Origin of the sequence: Micromonospora sp. WMMD558 (assembly GCF_049315255.1) — a bacterium.
Taxonomy (GTDB): domain Bacteria; phylum Actinomycetota; class Actinomycetes; order Mycobacteriales; family Micromonosporaceae; genus Micromonospora.
This window is the reverse complement of record NZ_CP186061.1, coordinates 4,010,332-4,025,965: the sequence shown is the minus strand read 5'-3', so window position 1 is coordinate 4,025,965 and position 15,634 is coordinate 4,010,332. Positions and strand designations below refer to the sequence as shown.

Below are 15,634 nucleotides of genomic sequence, written 5' to 3'. Positions count from 1 at the left end.
GCACCGCCGCCGACGTCGCGGCCGTGCCCCAGGGCGCCGTCCGTGCGGATCACCGGACGGCTCAGCCCAGCTCCTGGATGCGGATCATGTTGCCCGCCGGGTCGCGGAACGCGCAGTCGCGGACGCCGTACGGCTGATCGGTCGGCTCCTGGACCACCTCGGCGCCGCTGGCCGCCAGCTTCGCGAAGGTGCCGTCGACGTCGGCGGTGGCCAGGTTGACGCCGAAGTAGCTGCCCTTGGCCATCAACTCGAGGATGGTGCGGCGCTCGTCGTCGGTGAGACCGGGGGTGGCGGTCGGCGGGTGCAGGACGACGGACGTGTCGGGCTGGCCGGCCGGGCCGACCGTGATCCAGCGCATCCCCTGGTGTCCGACGTCGCCGCGGACCTCGAAGCCGAGGGTGTCGCGGTAGAAGGCCAGGGAGGCGTCCGGGTCGGTGTGCGGAAGGAAGCTGGCGTGGATGGTGAGGTTCATGGCGGTCACGCTAGTTGCGGCTCGTCGGCCGGGGCTTCTCGATTCCTGACCGGTCTGGTCACCTGCTTCGCCACGCACGGCGGCATCCCCGCCGTCGCGCGCGCCGCCTGCTCCCGGTAGACGCTGGGCGGCACACCGACCAGCTCGGTGAAGCGGGTGCTGAAGGTGCCCAGCGACGAGCAGCCGACCGTGAAACAGACCTCCGTGACGCTGAGGTCACCGCGACGCAGCAGCGCCATCGCGCGCTCGATGCGCCGCGTCATCAGGTACGCGTACGGCGACTCCCCGTAGGCCAGCCGGAACTGGCGGCTGAGGTGCCCGGCCGACATGTTCACGCCGCGGGCCAGCGCCTCGACGTCCAGCGGCTGCGCGTACTCCCGGTCGATCCGGTCCCGGACGCGACGCAGCAGCGCCAGGTCGCGCAGGCGCTGCGGGGTGGCGGATCGGCCGGTCACGCGCACGATCGTGCCACGTCGCGCGGACATTGCCCAGGTAGCCGGCGCCGGTGTCCCCGTACCGTCCCGCGGCCGGTCCGCACGACGTGACCACGTCGCGCGGACCGGCCGGCGCCGTGGCGCCTCGCCCGCGGCCGGGGTCAGCGTCCGAGCCACTCCCGGTACGTGGTGGGCGCCACGACAGCGCCTTCCTTCGCGATGAGCACGTCACCCGGTACGGCGGCGAACATGCCGGCGCTGTCGTCGGTCGTGACGGTCCGCTGGTCACCGCGCGCGGCCAGCGTGATCCTGCCCAGCTCGTCGAGGGTGAAGACCTCGGGGCCGCCGACGTTCCGGGTGCCCTGAAGTGGGGCGCCCAGGCTGACATCCGCGACGGCCTGTGCCACGTCGGCCGCGGCCATGGGCTGGACCGGGGTGGCGGGCAGGCGGACGGTGTCGTCGTCGGCGGTCCAGGAGAGCACCGCGTCGACGAACTCGAAGAATTGGGTGGCCCGGACGATCGAGTACGGCAGCCGGCTCGACTTGAGAATCTCCTCCTGGAGGACCTTGGCGCGGTAGTAGGCGAGGTCGGGGACCTGGTCGACGCCGACGATGGAGAGGACGACCGTGTGACCGACGCCCTCCTGCCGGGCGGCCGCCAGCAGGTTGTCCATCGTCGTCTGGAAGAACCCGGCCGACGCCTCGTCGAAGGTCGGCGAGTTCGTCAGGTTGACGAGGACCTCGGCGCCCCGCAGCGCCTCCGGCACGCCCGCTCCGGTGAGCAGGTCGACCCCCGTGGACGGCGAGTGGGGCACCGCCTCGTGTCCGGCCGCCTGAGCGATTTTGACCACCTGTGAGCCGATCAGCCCGGTCCCACCCATGACAGCGATCTTCATGTCGTACACCTTCCCAGGGTTCTTCCCATTTAACCGGTTTGCCCCGGTCGGCTGGAATTCTCCCGCGCCTAAACTCGGACCCGTCCTGTCCGGATACCATACTCGGACACAGGATGGCCGAGTATTCGGGTGGCTAAGGTGGGGCGATGAGGATGTCCGGCGGTGTCGAGTGGGCACTGCACTGCTGCGTCGTCCTCACCGCCAGCAAGGAACCGGTGCCCGCCGCCACGCTCGCGCAGCTGCACGACGTGTCCGGCAGCTACCTGGCCAAGCAGTTGCAGGCCCTGTCCCGCGCCGGCCTCATCCACTCGGCGCAGGGGAAGTCCGGCGGCTACGTGCTGACCCGGGCCGCGGAGAGCATCACGGTGCTCGACGTGGTCCAGGCCGTCGACGGCCCGGCGCCCGCCTTCGTCTGCACGGAGATCCGTCAGCGCGGCCCGTTGGCGGCCCCGGCCGCCGCCTGCACGGCGCCCTGCCCGATCGCGCGGGCGATGGGAGCGGCGGAGGAGGCCTGGCGGCAGGCGCTCGCGACGGTCACGATCGCCGATCTCGCTCGCGACGTCACCGCCGACTACGGCCCCGAGGTCATGCCCGGCATACAGGCCTGGCTCACGGGCAGCAGGAAGACCGCCTGACCGGCTCGGACGTCGCGACGACCGGCACCGGGTCTGCCCAGGGTTAGTGCCGGTCGGGCCGGGTAGACGCGTCTGCCACGCGGGCGGTCCGGGGACCATCCTCGGACCCCGTCCGCGTTTGGGACTGCCGAGATGTTCTCGGAGGGTCGATGTCAGACGGGCCAGCGGGACCGCGCGGGCCGGCGCGGCCGGATGACGTGGTCGAGCTGCGGGTGCACGGGGTCTCCGCCCCGAGCGCCGCCCAGGTGCTGGCCCGCCCGCTCGTGCACCAGGTCGCGGGGGATCGCAGCGCGGGCTTCTTCCGGCCCCGACCCCCCTGCGCGGAGGTCACCGGCCCGAGCGGGCTGACGACCGTCGAGGCGTACCGGTGGAGTGACCTGCCCTCCGGCACCGCGGTCCGGACCCTGTCGCTGCTGTTCCTGCTGCCGTTCATGCTGCTCAACGTGGCGGTCTGGATGCGACCGGGAGACCCGCCCTCCGACGCCGTGGTCAGGTCCCTGTGCCGGGTGCTGGGCCTCTCCCTGACCGTGCTCTTCGTGCTGGCCGCCGCCGGCATCGCGCTGGATCTGGTCGCCTGGCAGTGCATGTCGTCCCCGGCCTGCCTGTCCGGCCGCAACTGGTTGTCCTGGCTGGGTGAGCGACCGGCCGGGTTGCGGTTGGCGGTGCTCTCGCTGGTCCCGGCCGCCGCCATCGGTCTGATCTGGTGGGGCAGCACCCGCCCGGGACGGGCGTTCACCGCGTTCCGTCCGCCGGAAGGCACGGCGTCCCGGCACCCGCTCAGCACAGTCGGCCAGTGGGAGGCCGAGCCGCTGGTGGGACGGTTGCGCTCCATCCACATCGCTGCCGCGTTCGCCACCCTGGACGTCAGCCTGCTCGCGGCGCGGGCGGCACAGGGCGCCTCGGCCGCCACCGTCGTGTTGGCGGTGGCAACGGCAGCCGTCCTGGCGACCTGTGTCGTCCTGCTCTGCACTCCCCCGCTGATCGATCAGGCACCCGCGAACCGGCAGCTCGACCGGGCCGCCCGCGTGCTGCGGATGATCGCCATCGGTCTCACGATCGTGGTCCCCGCCCACCTTCTCGCCGCGCCGACGCGCTGGCACGAAGGGGGTGGCCTGCCCGGCTACGGGTCGACCCTCACCTGCCTGTTCGTCGCTCACTTCGGGCTGCTGGCCGCCCTGGCGGCCGTGCTGCTGTTCAGCCGGGGCCGGCAGCCGGGTCGCCAGCCGCTCATCGGGCTCGGCACGCTGGCGGCCGCGGCCACCGCCACCGGTATCGCGGTCGCGTTCTCCGCCGAGATCGTCCACGTGGCGGCCGACTTCCTGGACCGCAGCGCGGCAACCGCCGAAGGCATGGTCCCCCGCGCGCCCCGGGCGTACACCTGGGCGATCTACGGGTTCTTCCGGGCGGCGCTGATCACGCTGGTCGTCGCCGGCCTGGTGACCCTGATCTCCCGGCCCGGCCGCTCGCGCACGGCGGCCGCGATCGTCGCGCGCGACTTCCCGGACGCCCCCGCGGAGGCCATGCCCCGGCTGCGGCAGGTGCAGCAGGCGATCGTCCGGGCCCGCTTCACCGAACGGCTGTTCCCGCTCGCCGTGCTCTACGCCGGCCTCATCGGGCTCGGCGCGGCAACCACCGCGATCGACCTGCTGGCGCTGTATCCCGGCGACGCCCTCGAGCGGAACGTCCAGGTGCCCGCCGGCCTGGTCGACTTCGCCATCCGGTTGGGCGGCTACACGATCGCGGCGACCATGCTCGGCCTGGTCGTCGGCGGAATCTTCGCCTACCGGACCGCCGCGTTCCGGCGCTACGTCGGCGTCCTCTGGGACCTGGCCACCTTCTGGCCCCGCGCCGCCCATCCCTTCGCGCCGCCCTGCTACGCCGAACGGGCCGTGCCGGAGCTGGCACGACGCATCACCTACCTGGTCGGAAGCGGCAACGCGGTCCTGATCGCCGGGTACAGCCACGGCTCGGTACTGGTCGCCGCCACGATCCTCCAACTGCCGCCCCAGGTCAGCGGCCGGGTCGCCCTGCTCACCTACTGCTCACCACTGCGCCGGTTCTACGCTCGCCTCTTCCCGGCCTACATCGACGACGACATGATGCAGGAGGTGGGTGATCGGGTCGGCTGGCGATGGCTGAACCTGTGGCGCGACACCGACGGCATCGGCGGCTGGATCTTCTCGCCCCACCGGCCGGACGAGCCGGTCACCGTGACCGGTCCGAGCGCGACGGTGGACCGCCGCCTGCGGGACCCCAGCGACCTGGTGGCCCCACCCGGCGACAGCGTCCCCCCACCGATCAAGGGACACTGGCCCTACGAGGACGAGCCCTTCACCGAGGCGACCAGGGAGCTGGCCGAGCGTCTCCGCGAGCCGACGGATCCCGGGCCGGATCCGGCCGACCGGGCCGGACCATGAGTTCCGACGCGACGAGGTGACCGGGCCGCCGCCGTTACGGCCGTGCGCCGCGCAGCGACAGGGGCTCCGGTGGGTGCCGTCGGGCACGGGCCGCGTCGGCGGCGGCGACGCCGGCGAGTACGGCGGTCGCGGCGACACCGGACAGCAGCGGCGGCACGTGCGGCATCGCGGGTGCCAGGGCGGCCAACGCGAGCAGCCCGGTCAGCCGGCTCCGGGAGACGCGGGCGAAGACCACGTACTCGAAGGTGGCCCGCCCGGCGAGGAACAGCGCGGGACCGCCGAGCACGACGGCGGCCCAGGCCGGCCGACTGTGCCCGAGTGGGTGCGCGATGACGAGTTCGGCGCCTACGGACGTGACCACGACGCCGGCCACCATGGCCAGGTGGGTGTGGAAAGCGAATCGCGCGCGCCGGGCCGGGTCGGGGGCCGCGGCGATGGCCGCGGACAGCAACTCCCCGGCGCGGAAGATGTAGATCCGCCACAGCAGCACGGCAGTGGTGATCGACACGAGGAAGGCCACGGTCCGGTGGCCGGTGAAGGCGGTGCCGCGCATCGTCAGCCCGGCCAACAGGATCAACTCACCCAGCGCGATGATGTAGAACTGCCGGTACCGCTCGGCCAGATGCTCGGCGGCGCTCGGCAGCTGAGCGGCGGGCGTGCGGCCGATCCGGGGCGTGGGGTGCCGCAACACGTACGCGGTGTAGTCCAGGGCCACCGCCAGGGTCCACAACGCACCGCGCGCCGGACCGTGCACGAGCGCCCCGGCGAGCCACGGCAGCGCGGACAGGCCGAACCAGAACAGTCCCCGGATCGTGCTGCGTCGAAGGTCGTGACCCCGCAGAGCGACCACCAGGAAAAGGTCGCGACCGATGTGGATGGCGACGTACACACCTGCGAAGACCAGGCCCTGCGCACCGAACGCGTCCGGTAGCGCGACCGCCATGATCAGGGCGCCGACCATCATCGCGATGGTCAGCATCTGGATCGCGGGGCGGTGCGGGTCGAACAACTCGGTGATCCACGCCGTGGTGAACCAGACCCACCACACGGCCAGCAGCAACACCGACGCCTGGAAGGCACCGCTCCACGTGAGGTGCTGGACCAGCGCGTACGAGAGCTGCGCGAGCGCGAAGACGAAAGCCAGGTCGAAGAACAGCTCCAGGAATGTCGCCTGCGACGCCCCGGGCCGCCGCAACAGCCCGTCCGCCCTGCTGGTCGTCATGCGCTCGCCTGTCCTGCCGGTTCCGCCCGGGCAGAAGCAGTAATACCACGCTTGTCAGAGCTACCACCGCAAACCGGAGGAACGACCGGCGAGGCGTCGACGGTCTGGACGAGGACGCCCCAGCGGAGCAGGCGCCGCAGGACCGCTTCGTGCGGGGACGGGCGGGAACGCCCCAGGTTCGGGCCGGCGGCGTACAGGTTGGTCATCGTGGTGCCCGGGTGGGCGACGTTGCTGCTGATGCCCCAGCCGGCGGCCCGGCTGCGGCGGTCCAGTTCGAGGCCGAAGTGCAGGGTGGCCAGCTTCGAGAGGTTGTACGCCCGGACCGCCGAGTACTTCCGCTCGCCCTGCAGGTCCGTCCAGTCGATCTTGGCGTAGCGGGCCGCGCTGCTCGACATCGTGGTGACCCGCGCCTGCCCGGCCCGCAGCAGCGGCAGCAGGCCGGCGGTCAGCGCCACGTGGCCGATGTGGTTCGTCCCGAACTGCAGTTCCATGCCGTCCCGGGTGACGTGCCGGGTCGGCGGGGCCATCACCCCGGCATTGTTGATCAGGATGTGGACGGGGCGACCCTCGTCGCGCATCCCGTCGGTGAACGCCCGGATCGAGGCGAGTGAGGCGAGGTCGAGGTTCCGGACGGAGACGGTGCTCCCGGGCGCCGCCGCCCGTACCGTCTCGGCCGCCGCGGCACCTTTGTCCGGGTTGCGGACCGGAAGTACCCCCTCGGCGCCGGAACCCACCGTCACACCGGCGTCGGCGGGCAGCCAGGTCACGCGTATCCAGGGATCGAGAGGCCCTGGATGTCGGTGCCCGCTTCGTCGCTTGAGCTCACCGACGGGCGCACGGCAGACTCGGGGCATGACGCGAGGCACCGCCCTGGTCCGGCGACCCAGCGCCCGGCTGGCCGAAGGGCTGGTCACCCACATCGAGCGCACGGACGTGGAGGTCGAGCGAGCCCGGCGTCAGCACGACGCGTACCGGGCCGCGCTCGCCGACGCCGGCTGGCAGGTGCGCGAGGTCTCCCCCGCCGACCACTGCCCCGACTCGGTGTTCGTCGAGGACACCGTCGTGGTCTGCGACGACCTCGCGGTGATCACCCGGCCGGGAGCGCCGCAGCGCCGCCCGGAGACCGCCGGCAGCGAGAAGGCGGTACGCGAGGCCGGGCTGGAGGTCGTGCGCGTCGCGGCTCCCGGGACGCTGGACGGCGGCGACGTGCTGCAGGTCGGCAGCACCGTGTACGTGGGCGAAGGGGGCCGCACCAACGGCGAGGGCATCGCCCAGCTGGGTGCGCACCTGGCGACCCGCGGGCGTACGGTGCTCCCGGTTCCGCTGCGCGACGTGCTGCACCTCAAGTCGGCGGTGACCGCACTGCCCGACGGCACCCTGCTCGCGCTGCCCGACCTGTTCGACACAACCGGGCTCCGCCACCCGCTGCGCGCGGTGCAGGAGGAGGCCGGCTGCCACGTCGTACCGCTCGGTGACGACCTCGTGCTGCTCGCCGCGTCGGCGCCGCGCACCGCGGCGCTCGTGGCGGACCTCGGCTTCACGCCGGTCGTCGTCGACATCAGCGAGTACGAGAAGCTCGAAGGCTGCGTCACCTGCCTGAGCGTGCTGATCCCCCGGGCCTGACCTCCGTCCACCTCGTCGACGCGAGCAACGCAGTGGTGCGGGAGCGCGCCGCGGTGGGGCTGGCCGGGCTGGAGCGGCGCCCGGCCGAGGCCGGATCGATCAGGAAGAGAGAAGCCCTGGCCCGGGAGCCGCGCCTAGCATGATCGTCATGGACATCACCATTCACACGAGCTTTCTCCCGCATGACGACCCGGAGGCGTCGTTGGCCTTCTACCGCGACGCCCTCGGCTTCGAGGTCCGCAGCGACGTCGGGCAGGGCAATATGCGCTGGATCACGGTCGGCCCCGCCGGTCAGCCCGACACGTCCATCCTGCTGGCGCCGCCGGCCGCCGACCCCGGCGTCACCGAGGACGAGCGCCGCACCATCGCCCGGATGATGGCCAAGGGCACCTACGGCTGGATCCTGCTCGCCACCCGGAACCTCGACGAGACGTTCGACAAGGTGCAGGCCGCCGACGCCGAGGTGGTCCAGGAGCCGACCGAGCAGCCGTACGGAATCCGCGACTGCGCCTTCCGCGATCCCGCCGGCAACCTGGTGCGCATCCAGGAGCTTCGCTGAGCCAGGAGGTCTCTCATGTGTCACCCCTCGTGGGGGCGCGCACGCGCCGAGGCGCAGCGCCTCGGCGACCTCGCGCGGCAACCGCCCTCTGCTGTGTCACCGCCAGCCGCTCGGCCCGGCCGCCGGTCCGGAGACGGCAGCCGGGTGGACCCGAACGATGACCGACGGAGCCCGTCCCGTGGAGGACGGGCTCTGTCTCAGCCGATTCCGTAACGCTCGCGCGCCTCCTGAACGGTCTCGGGCTTGACCTCGCCGCGCCGGGCCAGGGCCGCGAGGGCCGCGACCACGACCGACTGCGGGTCGACCCCGAAGTGACGACGGACGGCCTCGCGGGTGTCGGAGAGGCCGAAGCCGTCGGTGCCGATCGAATGCCAGTCCTGCGGCACCCACTGGCTGATCTGGTCCGGGACGGCCCGCATCCAGTCGCTGACGGCGAGCACCGGTCCAGGTGCGCCGTCCAGCGCCCGGGTGACGTAGGGGATCCGGTCCTCGCCCTTGAGCAGCGCCGCGTCACAGTCCAGGGCGTCGCGGCGCAGTTCGCTCCAGGAGGTGACGGACCACAGGTCGGCCGCCACGTTCCAGTCGGCGGCGAGCAGCCGCTGGGCCTCCAGGGCCCAGTGGATGGCGGTGCCGGAGGCGAGCAGTTGCAGACGCGGGGCGTCCGCCGCCACCTGCCGCGTGTCCGCCTCCCGGAACCGGTAGATGCCCTTGAGGATGCCCTCCTCGACGGCCGGGCCCGGCGGCATGGGCGGCTGGATCTTCGCCTCGTTGTAGACGGTGAGGTAGTAGAAGATGTCCTCCGCCTCCGGCCCGTACATCCGGCGTAGACCGTCGCGGACGATCACGGCGATCTCGTAGGCGAACGCCGGGTCGTAGGCGATCGCCGCCGGGTTGGTGGAGGCGATCAGGTGGGAGTGGCCGTCCGCGTGTTGCAGGCCCTCGCCGGTCATGGTCGTCCGGCCGGCGGTGGCACCGATGAGGAAGCCACGTCCGAGCTGGTCGGCGAGCGCCCACATCTGGTCGGCGGTCCGCTGCCAGCCGAACATGGCGTAGAAGATGTAGAAGGGGATCATCGGCTCGCCGTGGGTCGCGTACGACGTGGCGGCGGCGGTGAAGTCGGCCATCGAACCGGCCTCGGTGATGCCCTCGTTGAGGATCTGCCCGTTCGTGGCTTCCTTGTAGTACAGGAGCGTGTCGCGGTCGACCGGGTCGTAGGTCTGGCCGCGCGGCGAGTAGATCCCGGCCGTCGGGAAGAGCGACTCCATGCCGAAGGTACGCGCCTCGTCCGGGACGATCGGCACCCAGCGCCGGCCGGTCTCCGGATCCCGCATCAGGTCCTTGACCAGGCGGACGAAGGCCATGGTCGTCGCGATCTCCTGGTTGCCGGATCCCTTGGCCAGGGTTTCGAAGGGCTTGGCGGGCGGCCGGGGCAGCGCCACCGGGTGGACCCGGCGGGCCGGGGCCGGTCCGCCCAGCGTGGCCCGACGCTCGTGGAGATAGCGGACCTCCGGCGAGTCGGCGCCCGGGTGGGCGTACGGCATCACCTCGTCGTCGAGCCGGTGGTCGGGAATGGGGAGTTCGAGGCGGTCGCGCAGCGCGCGGAACTCGTCACCGGTCAGCTTCTTCATCTGGTGGTTGGCGTTGCGTGACTCGAAGCCGGAGCCGAGCGTCCAACCCTTGACCGTCTGCGCGAGGATCACGGTCGGCGCGCCCCGGTGCTCGACCGCGGCCCGGTAGGCGGCGTACACCTTGCGTGGCTCGTGGCCCGCCCGCGAGGAGTGGAAGCACTCGGCGATCTTGGCGTCGGTGAGCACCTTCGCCATCTCGACGAGCGCCGGGTCGGCGCCGAAGAAGTGGTCCCGGATGTAGGCGACGTCCCGGGCGGCGTACGTCTGGAACTGCCCGTCGGGGACCTCGCGCAGCCGGCGTACGAGCGCGCCCGTGGTGTCGAGCGCGAACAGGTCGTCCCAGGCGGTGCCCCACAGCGACTTGACCACGTTCCAGCCCGCCGCGCGGAACTGGGCCTCCAGCTCCTGGACGATCTTGGAGTTGGCGCGTACCGGCCCGTCGAGCCGCTGGAGGTTGGCGTTGACGACGAAGGTGAGGTTGTCCAGGCCTTCGCGACCGGCGAGGGCGAGTGCGGCGGTCGACTCGGGCTCGTCCATCTCGCCGTCGCCGAGGAACGCCCACACCCGCGAGGCGGAGGTGTCCTTGATGCCACGGTGCTGCAGATAGCGGTTGAACCGTGCCTGGTAGACCGCCGACAGCGGACCCAGGCCCATCGACACGGTCGGGAACTCCCACAGCCACGGGAGCCGGCGCGGGTGCGGGTAGGAGGGGAGGCCGTCGCCGCCCGCCTCCTGCCGGAACCGGTCGAGGTGGCCCTCGGTGAGCCGCCCGTCCAGGAAGGCGCGGGCGTAGATGCCGGGCGCGGCATGGCCCTGGATGTAGAGCTGGTCGCCGGAGCCGTCGGCCTCCTTACCCCGGAAGAAGTGCTGGAAGCCGATCTCGTAGAGCCAGGCGGCGGAGGCGAAGGTGGCGATGTGGCCGCCCAGGCCCCGGCGGCTGCCGCGGCTCACCATCGCGGCGGCGTTCCAGCGGTTCCAGGCGGTGATGCGCCGCTCCATCTCCTCGTCGCCGGGGAACTCCGGCTCGGCGGCGGTCGGGATGGTGTTGAGGTACTCGGTCTCCAGCAGCTTGGGCAGCACGAGGCCGGAGCGCTCGGCGTGTTCGACAGTGCGGCGCACCAGGTACGAGGCGCGGTTCGGCCCGGCCGCCGCGGTGACGGCGTCGAGCGAGGCCGCCCACTCGGCGGTCTCCTCGGGGTCGCGGTCCGGGATCTGATCGAGGGCGCTCGGCTGGTTACGTCCGATGTCGGTCATTGCGGGTCACCTTCCGACGGTTCCGGACCTCCCGCCGGCAGGGCGGGAGGTCGACACGATGGGACTGGGGGAGCTGCCGGCCGGGGATACTCCGGCCGGCAGCTCCCGGCGACGGGACGTGGGAGTACTAGGACCTGGGAGCGCCGGACGCGTGCGCGTCCCGGTACGGGGCCAGGAACGTGGTCAGCGTGGCCAGCATCTCGTCCGGGGCCTGCTCGGCGAGCCAGTGCCCGGCACCGGGGATGACCACGGTCCGCACGTCGTTCGCGGCGGCCTCCATCGCGTGGCCGGCGTGGTCACCCCAGCTCTTCTCGCCGCCGATGCCGAGCACCGGCATCGTCAGCGGCAGGGTCTTGCGCTGCTCGTTCTGCGCCAGGGTGGCGTCCCACGCCCGGTACAGCCCGAAGCTGCCCCGCAGCACCTCCGGATCCGAGTACACGCCGACGTAGTACTTCACGACGTGCTCCGGCAGCGGCTCGCCACCCTGGATCGCGAACTCGTAGCCGTAGAAGATGTCCTCCCGGCCCCGGACCAGCTTCTCGGTCAACTCGTCGTCGACCCGGTTGAACGGGATGTGCCACACCCGGTTGTTGACCGCCGCCGGCACGAACAGCGGCGGCGCCGGCGCCACCCCGGGCGGCCCCGGGATCTCGGCGAGGGCCACCCGCTCGACCCGGTGCGGATAGTCCGCGGCCAGGGCGTACCCGATGATGTAGCCGGTGTCGTGGCCGACCACGGCGAACCGCTCGTGACCCAACGCGTCCATCAACGCCGCCAGGTCGTTGGCCAGCGTCGCGCTGTCGTAGCCGTCCCGAGGCTTGTCGGTCAGCCCGATGCCCCGCTGGTCCGGCACGATGACCGTGAAGTCCCGCGCCAGGGCCGGCATCACCAGACGCCACGCGTACCAGTTCTCCGGCCACCCGTGCACCAGCAGCAACGGCGGACCCTCACCACCGACCACCACATGCTGGCGAATCCCACCGGCCTCCACGTACCGGCTGGTGAACGTGTCGGTGAACCCGGCCGGAAGCTGCGGCGCCTGCGAAACCGAGCCGGGGCCCTCCGCGAGGGGGAACCGGCTGAAAGATGAACTCACGACGTCTCCTTCTCACCACACTCGGCGAATCGGTACCGGATCGGTGCTTCGTCCTGCGCCTTTCGGCTTCGTCGGCGAGCTGCCCCGCCCTGTTCACCATCAAGGACCAGGTGACCCTGGGATCCGTGACAGCCCGGCCCGACGCCCAGATGGCGATTCGAATCACGGAACGGGTATGCCGGTCGCTGAGGCGGCAACCGGCACGCTGGAATCAGGTGGACGACAAGAATCCGACACTACCGACAGCCCGTGACTTGTGGGAGGAAAGGGACGTCATGCCCCACGGCGAGGTCTTGACGGATGCGGTGCGGGCCTTCGACGCCGTCCGGCCCCGCCTGTTCGGCATCGCATACCGGATGCTCGGCACCGTCCAGGACGCCGAGGACACCGTCCAGGACACCTGGCTGCGGTGGCAGCACGCGGACCGGAGCGCGGTGCGGGACGCGACAGCCTTCCTCGTCACCACGACGACCAGGCTCGCCCTGAACGCGGCCACATCGGCGCGTGCCCGGCGGGAGTCCTACGTCGGCCCGTGGCTTCCCGAGCCCGTCCAGACGTCGCTCGACCCGGCGGACCGAGCGGAGCAGGGCGAAGCCGTCGGCCTCGCGTTGCTCCTCCTGCTGCAGCGACTGACCCCGACCGAGCGCGCCGTGTACGTGCTACGCGAGGCCTTCGACTACTCCTTCCGGCAGATCGCCGAGGTCCTCGACATCACCGAGGCGAACGCCCGGCAACTCGGGCGCCGGGCGCGTACGCACCTCGCGGAGGAACGGCACATGCCGGTCGCCCCCGCCGATCACGGCCGGCTGCTCCACGCCTTCCTCGGCGCCGCCCGCTCCGGCGATCTCGGCCGGCTGGAGAAACTGCTCGTGAACGACGTCGTCTCCTACGCCGACAGCGGTGGCCTCGTCAGCGCGGCACGGGTGCCGGTCACCGGCAGCGCCAACGTCGCCCGCTACCTCGTCGGTCTCGTGCGAAAGTACGGCGCGGGCGTCTCGCTGGACGTCGTCGAGTCCAACGGCCAGGAAGCCGTCCTCGTCCGCCGGGCGGGGTCCGCCGTCGCGCTCTGCGCGATCGATGCGTCGCCCGAGGGGATCGCCCGGGTGTTGATCATCCTCAACCCGGCCAAACTCGCCCGGTTCGGCCCGCACGCCGTCTTGTGATCCACATCACCCCGCTTCACGGCCGGCGTTAGCCCCCTCGTCTCGTGGTTGTCATCACCGCGAGAAGGAGCAGGGACATGAACAGGATCGTGATTCTCGGCGCGGGGTACGCGGGCATGGCCGCGACCGTCAGCCTGGCCGCTCGCACCGCCCGCCGCGACGACGTGCACATCACCGTCGTCAACGCGGACGATCGGTTCACCGAGCGCCTGCGGTTGCACCAGACCGCCTCCGGGCAGCAGTTGGCCGACCTGCGCATCCGGCACCTGCTGGACGGCACCGGGGTGGAGTTCGTGCGCGGCTGGGTCACCGGCGTGGACGCCGACGCGCGTACCGTCCGCATCGACGACGGGCGGTCGCTGGAGTACGACCGACTGGTCTACGCGCTCGGCGCGGTCGCCGACACCGCCGCCGTGCCCGGTGTGGACGACCATGCGTACACCTTGAACAGCGCGTACGACGCCGAACTCCTGGCGCGGCGGCTGGCCGACCTGGGCACCGGAACCCTGGCCGTGTGCGGCGGCGGGCTGACCGGCGTCGAGGCGGCGGCCGAGATCGCCGAACGGTACCCCGACCTGGACGTGATGCTCGTCGGCCGGCAGGAGCCGGGGTCGACGATGGGACCGAAGGCGAAGGCGTACGTGCGAGGCGCGCTCGCGCGGCTCGGCGTACGCGTCCTGAGCGGCGTCGAGATCGCCAAGGTGCGGCCCGAGGCGGTGGATCTCGCCGGTGGGGACAGCGTCCCGGCCGACGTGGTGCTGTGGACCAGCGGGGTGCGGGTGTCGCCGTTGGCGGCCGCGGCGGGTCTGCGGGTCGACGAGCGGGGCCGGATCGTCACCGACCACGCGCTGCGGTCGGTGTCGCATCCGCAGGTGTACGCGATCGGTGACGCGGCCGCCATCCGGCAGCGCTACGGGACCATGCACGGCACCTGCCAGAGCGGCATGCCGACCGGCGTGCACGCCGCGCTGTCGATCGCGCGGGAGCTGACCGGCCGGCGGCCGGGACGGTTCCGGTTCGGCTATCTCCACGCCCCGGTCAGCCTGGGCCGGCGCGACGCGGTCGTCCAGTTCACCCGTCCCGACGACAGCCCCGGGAGGCTCTGCCTGACCGGCCGCGCGGCGGTCTGGTACAAGGAGACGGTGAGCTCGTCGCCGTGGCCGTCGTTCGCCCGGCTGAAGACGTTCCCGTCGGCGGGCTCGTTCGCGTGGCGTCGCGGCGGCCGGTACACGCGATGACGTCCGACCCGCGCGGGCAGGTGTTCGACGACCATCGGAACCTGCTGTTCTCCGTGGCCTACCGCGTCCTCGGCACCGCGGCCGATGCCGAGGACGCGGTCCAGGACGCCTGGTTGAGGTGGTCGGCGGCCGACCGGTCGCAGGTGGCCGACCCCAAGGCGTATCTGGTGCGGATCGTGTCGAACCTGGCACTCGACCGGTTGCGGTCGGCCCGGGCCCGGCGGGAGACGTACGTCGGCCCGTGGCTTCCCGAGCCGATCCTGACCAGCACCGACACCGCCGACGACGTGGCCGCCACGGACGCGCTGTCGATGGCCCTGCTCGTGGTGCTGGAGACGCTGACCCCGCTGGAGCGCGCGGTGTTCGTGCTGACGGAGGCCTTCGGCTTCAGCTACGCCGAGATCGCCGAGGCCGTCGAGCGCTCGGAGGACGCCGTACGCCAGGCCGGGCACCGCGCCCGCAGGCACGTGCAGGCCCGGCGGCCCCGCTTCCCGGCCGACCGCGCGCGGCAGACGCAGGTCACCGAGCGCTTCCTCGCCGCCGCCACCGGCGGCGACATCAACATGCTGATGCAGATGCTCGCGCCGGACGTGACGCTGTGGACCGACGGTGGCGGCAAGGTCCGCCAGGCCATGCACCCGGTCACCGGCGCGGACCGGGTCGCCGCCTGGTTCGCGGGTATCGCGACCCGCCCCTACCAGGGCGTGGAGCCCGCCGACATGGTCGTCGAGCTGGTCGAGCTGAACGGCCGGCCGGGCATCGTGTTCAGCGGCGGTGGCCGCGTCATCGCCACGCTGACCCTCGACCTCGACGAGGACGGCCACATCGCGGGCATCCACAACGTGGCCAACCCCGACAAGCTCCACGCCGTCGCCGCCCGGACCGTCCACCGCCTCGAAACCGGCCCCTGACCAGGTCCGCGGACCCGACGGAGGCGGCGCGGCCGGGGACGGCATAGCCAAAAACTCTTGTGGGGTTCCTACAAACGGCACCGCGA

The 15,634-nt window shown here is 72.1% G+C and carries 14 protein-coding genes; 7 read left to right on the top strand and 7 right to left on the bottom strand.

What is annotated here, in order from left to right:
- Positions 1-61: 61 nt before the first annotated feature.
- The 3 genes from ACN26Y_RS19230 to ACN26Y_RS19220 all read right to left on the bottom strand — a co-directional run bounded on the left by ACN26Y_RS19230 (position 62) and on the right by ACN26Y_RS19220 (position 1,802).
- Positions 62-472 (bottom strand): VOC family protein, encoded by a 411-nt coding sequence (locus ACN26Y_RS19230; protein WP_155331615.1) that lies wholly within the window; start codon positions 470-472, stop codon positions 62-64.
- Positions 473-477: 5 nt separating this feature from the next.
- Positions 478-957: a helix-turn-helix transcriptional regulator gene (locus tag ACN26Y_RS19225; protein ID WP_196255626.1), complete on the bottom strand. Its 480-nt coding sequence runs from the start codon at positions 955-957 to the stop codon at positions 478-480.
- Between the two features lie 110 nt (positions 958-1,067).
- Positions 1,068-1,802: an SDR family oxidoreductase gene (locus ACN26Y_RS19220; protein WP_155331613.1), complete on the bottom strand. Its 735-nt coding sequence runs from the start codon at positions 1,800-1,802 to the stop codon at positions 1,068-1,070.
- Between the two features lie 146 nt (positions 1,803-1,948).
- On the opposite strand from ACN26Y_RS19220, the gene ACN26Y_RS19215 reads away from it, so the two are divergent.
- Together ACN26Y_RS19215 and ACN26Y_RS19210 are read left to right on the top strand one after the other, a co-directional pair.
- On the top strand, positions 1,949-2,437 hold the full coding sequence (locus ACN26Y_RS19215) for an RrF2 family transcriptional regulator (RefSeq protein WP_422733185.1): 489 nt from the start codon (positions 1,949-1,951) through the stop codon (positions 2,435-2,437).
- 149 nt (positions 2,438-2,586) lie between these two features.
- The gene (locus ACN26Y_RS19210) at positions 2,587-4,854 is read left to right on the top strand and encodes a hypothetical protein (RefSeq protein ID WP_422733184.1); all 2,268 of its coding nucleotides are present in this window, start codon (positions 2,587-2,589) and stop codon (positions 4,852-4,854) included.
- A gap of 34 nt (positions 4,855-4,888) precedes the next feature.
- Here ACN26Y_RS19210 and ACN26Y_RS19205 read toward each other — a convergent pair whose 3' ends face one another.
- Together ACN26Y_RS19205 and ACN26Y_RS19200 are read right to left on the bottom strand one after the other, a co-directional pair.
- Positions 4,889-6,076: a low temperature requirement protein A gene (locus tag ACN26Y_RS19205; protein ID WP_155331610.1), complete on the bottom strand. Its 1,188-nt coding sequence runs from the start codon at positions 6,074-6,076 to the stop codon at positions 4,889-4,891.
- Positions 6,073-6,843 (bottom strand): SDR family oxidoreductase, encoded by a 771-nt coding sequence (locus tag ACN26Y_RS19200; RefSeq protein WP_230688643.1) that lies wholly within the window; start codon positions 6,841-6,843, stop codon positions 6,073-6,075. The genes ACN26Y_RS19205 and ACN26Y_RS19200 overlap by 4 nt, the downstream gene beginning before the upstream one ends.
- 85 nt (positions 6,844-6,928) lie before the next feature.
- On the opposite strand from ACN26Y_RS19200, the gene ddaH reads away from it, so the two are divergent.
- Both ddaH and ACN26Y_RS19190 read left to right on the top strand, forming a co-directional pair.
- Complete coding sequence (gene ddaH, locus ACN26Y_RS19195) at positions 6,929-7,699, top strand: dimethylargininase (protein WP_422733183.1); 771 nt, start codon at positions 6,929-6,931, stop codon at positions 7,697-7,699.
- 148 nt (positions 7,700-7,847) lie between these two features.
- Positions 7,848-8,258: a VOC family protein gene (locus tag ACN26Y_RS19190; protein WP_155331607.1), complete on the top strand. Its 411-nt coding sequence runs from the start codon at positions 7,848-7,850 to the stop codon at positions 8,256-8,258.
- Between the two features lie 197 nt (positions 8,259-8,455).
- Here ACN26Y_RS19190 and aceE read toward each other — a convergent pair whose 3' ends face one another.
- Both aceE and ACN26Y_RS19180 read right to left on the bottom strand, forming a co-directional pair.
- Complete coding sequence (aceE, locus tag ACN26Y_RS19185) at positions 8,456-11,140, bottom strand: pyruvate dehydrogenase (acetyl-transferring), homodimeric type (protein WP_155331606.1); 2,685 nt, start codon at positions 11,138-11,140, stop codon at positions 8,456-8,458.
- A gap of 127 nt (positions 11,141-11,267) precedes the next feature.
- Entirely contained in the window at positions 11,268-12,236 is a 969-nt protein-coding gene (locus tag ACN26Y_RS19180; RefSeq protein WP_155331605.1) for an alpha/beta fold hydrolase, read from the bottom strand.
- Between the two features lie 275 nt (positions 12,237-12,511).
- Here ACN26Y_RS19180 and ACN26Y_RS19175 point away from each other — a divergent pair, with 275 nt between their 5' ends.
- The 3 genes from ACN26Y_RS19175 to ACN26Y_RS19165 all read left to right on the top strand — a co-directional run bounded on the left by ACN26Y_RS19175 (position 12,512) and on the right by ACN26Y_RS19165 (position 15,548).
- Positions 12,512-13,399, top strand: a complete 888-nt coding sequence (locus tag ACN26Y_RS19175) for an RNA polymerase sigma-70 factor (RefSeq protein WP_155331604.1) — start codon at positions 12,512-12,514, stop codon at positions 13,397-13,399.
- Between the two features lie 77 nt (positions 13,400-13,476).
- Positions 13,477-14,637, top strand: coding sequence for an NAD(P)/FAD-dependent oxidoreductase (locus tag ACN26Y_RS19170; protein ID WP_422733182.1), 1,161 nt, complete (start codon positions 13,477-13,479; stop codon positions 14,635-14,637).
- Positions 14,634-15,548, top strand: a complete 915-nt coding sequence (locus tag ACN26Y_RS19165; protein ID WP_155331602.1) for an RNA polymerase sigma-70 factor — start codon at positions 14,634-14,636, stop codon at positions 15,546-15,548. Before ACN26Y_RS19170 ends, ACN26Y_RS19165 begins: the two co-directional genes overlap by 4 nt.
- Positions 15,549-15,634: the final 86 nt, after the last annotated feature.

Coding starts and splice junctions, on each gene's coding strand:
- ACN26Y_RS19230 (WP_155331615.1), bottom strand. CDS start 472: ATGAACCTCACCATCCACGCCAGCTTCCTTCCGCACACCGACCCGGAC.
- ACN26Y_RS19225 (WP_196255626.1), bottom strand. CDS start 957: ATGTCCGCGCGACGTGGCACGATCGTGCGCGTGACCGGCCGATCCGCC.
- ACN26Y_RS19220 (WP_155331613.1), bottom strand. CDS start 1,802: ATGAAGATCGCTGTCATGGGTGGGACCGGGCTGATCGGCTCACAGGTG.
- ACN26Y_RS19215 (WP_422733185.1), top strand. CDS start 1,949: ATGAGGATGTCCGGCGGTGTCGAGTGGGCACTGCACTGCTGCGTCGTC.
- ACN26Y_RS19210 (WP_422733184.1), top strand. CDS start 2,587: ATGTCAGACGGGCCAGCGGGACCGCGCGGGCCGGCGCGGCCGGATGAC.
- ACN26Y_RS19205 (WP_155331610.1), bottom strand. CDS start 6,076: ATGACGACCAGCAGGGCGGACGGGCTGTTGCGGCGGCCCGGGGCGTCG.
- ddaH (WP_422733183.1), top strand. CDS start 6,929: ATGACGCGAGGCACCGCCCTGGTCCGGCGACCCAGCGCCCGGCTGGCC.
- ACN26Y_RS19190 (WP_155331607.1), top strand. CDS start 7,848: ATGGACATCACCATTCACACGAGCTTTCTCCCGCATGACGACCCGGAG.
- aceE (WP_155331606.1), bottom strand. CDS start 11,140: ATGACCGACATCGGACGTAACCAGCCGAGCGCCCTCGATCAGATCCCG.
- ACN26Y_RS19175 (WP_155331604.1), top strand. CDS start 12,512: ATGCCCCACGGCGAGGTCTTGACGGATGCGGTGCGGGCCTTCGACGCC.
- ACN26Y_RS19170 (WP_422733182.1), top strand. CDS start 13,477: ATGAACAGGATCGTGATTCTCGGCGCGGGGTACGCGGGCATGGCCGCG.
- ACN26Y_RS19165 (WP_155331602.1), top strand. CDS start 14,634: ATGACGTCCGACCCGCGCGGGCAGGTGTTCGACGACCATCGGAACCTG.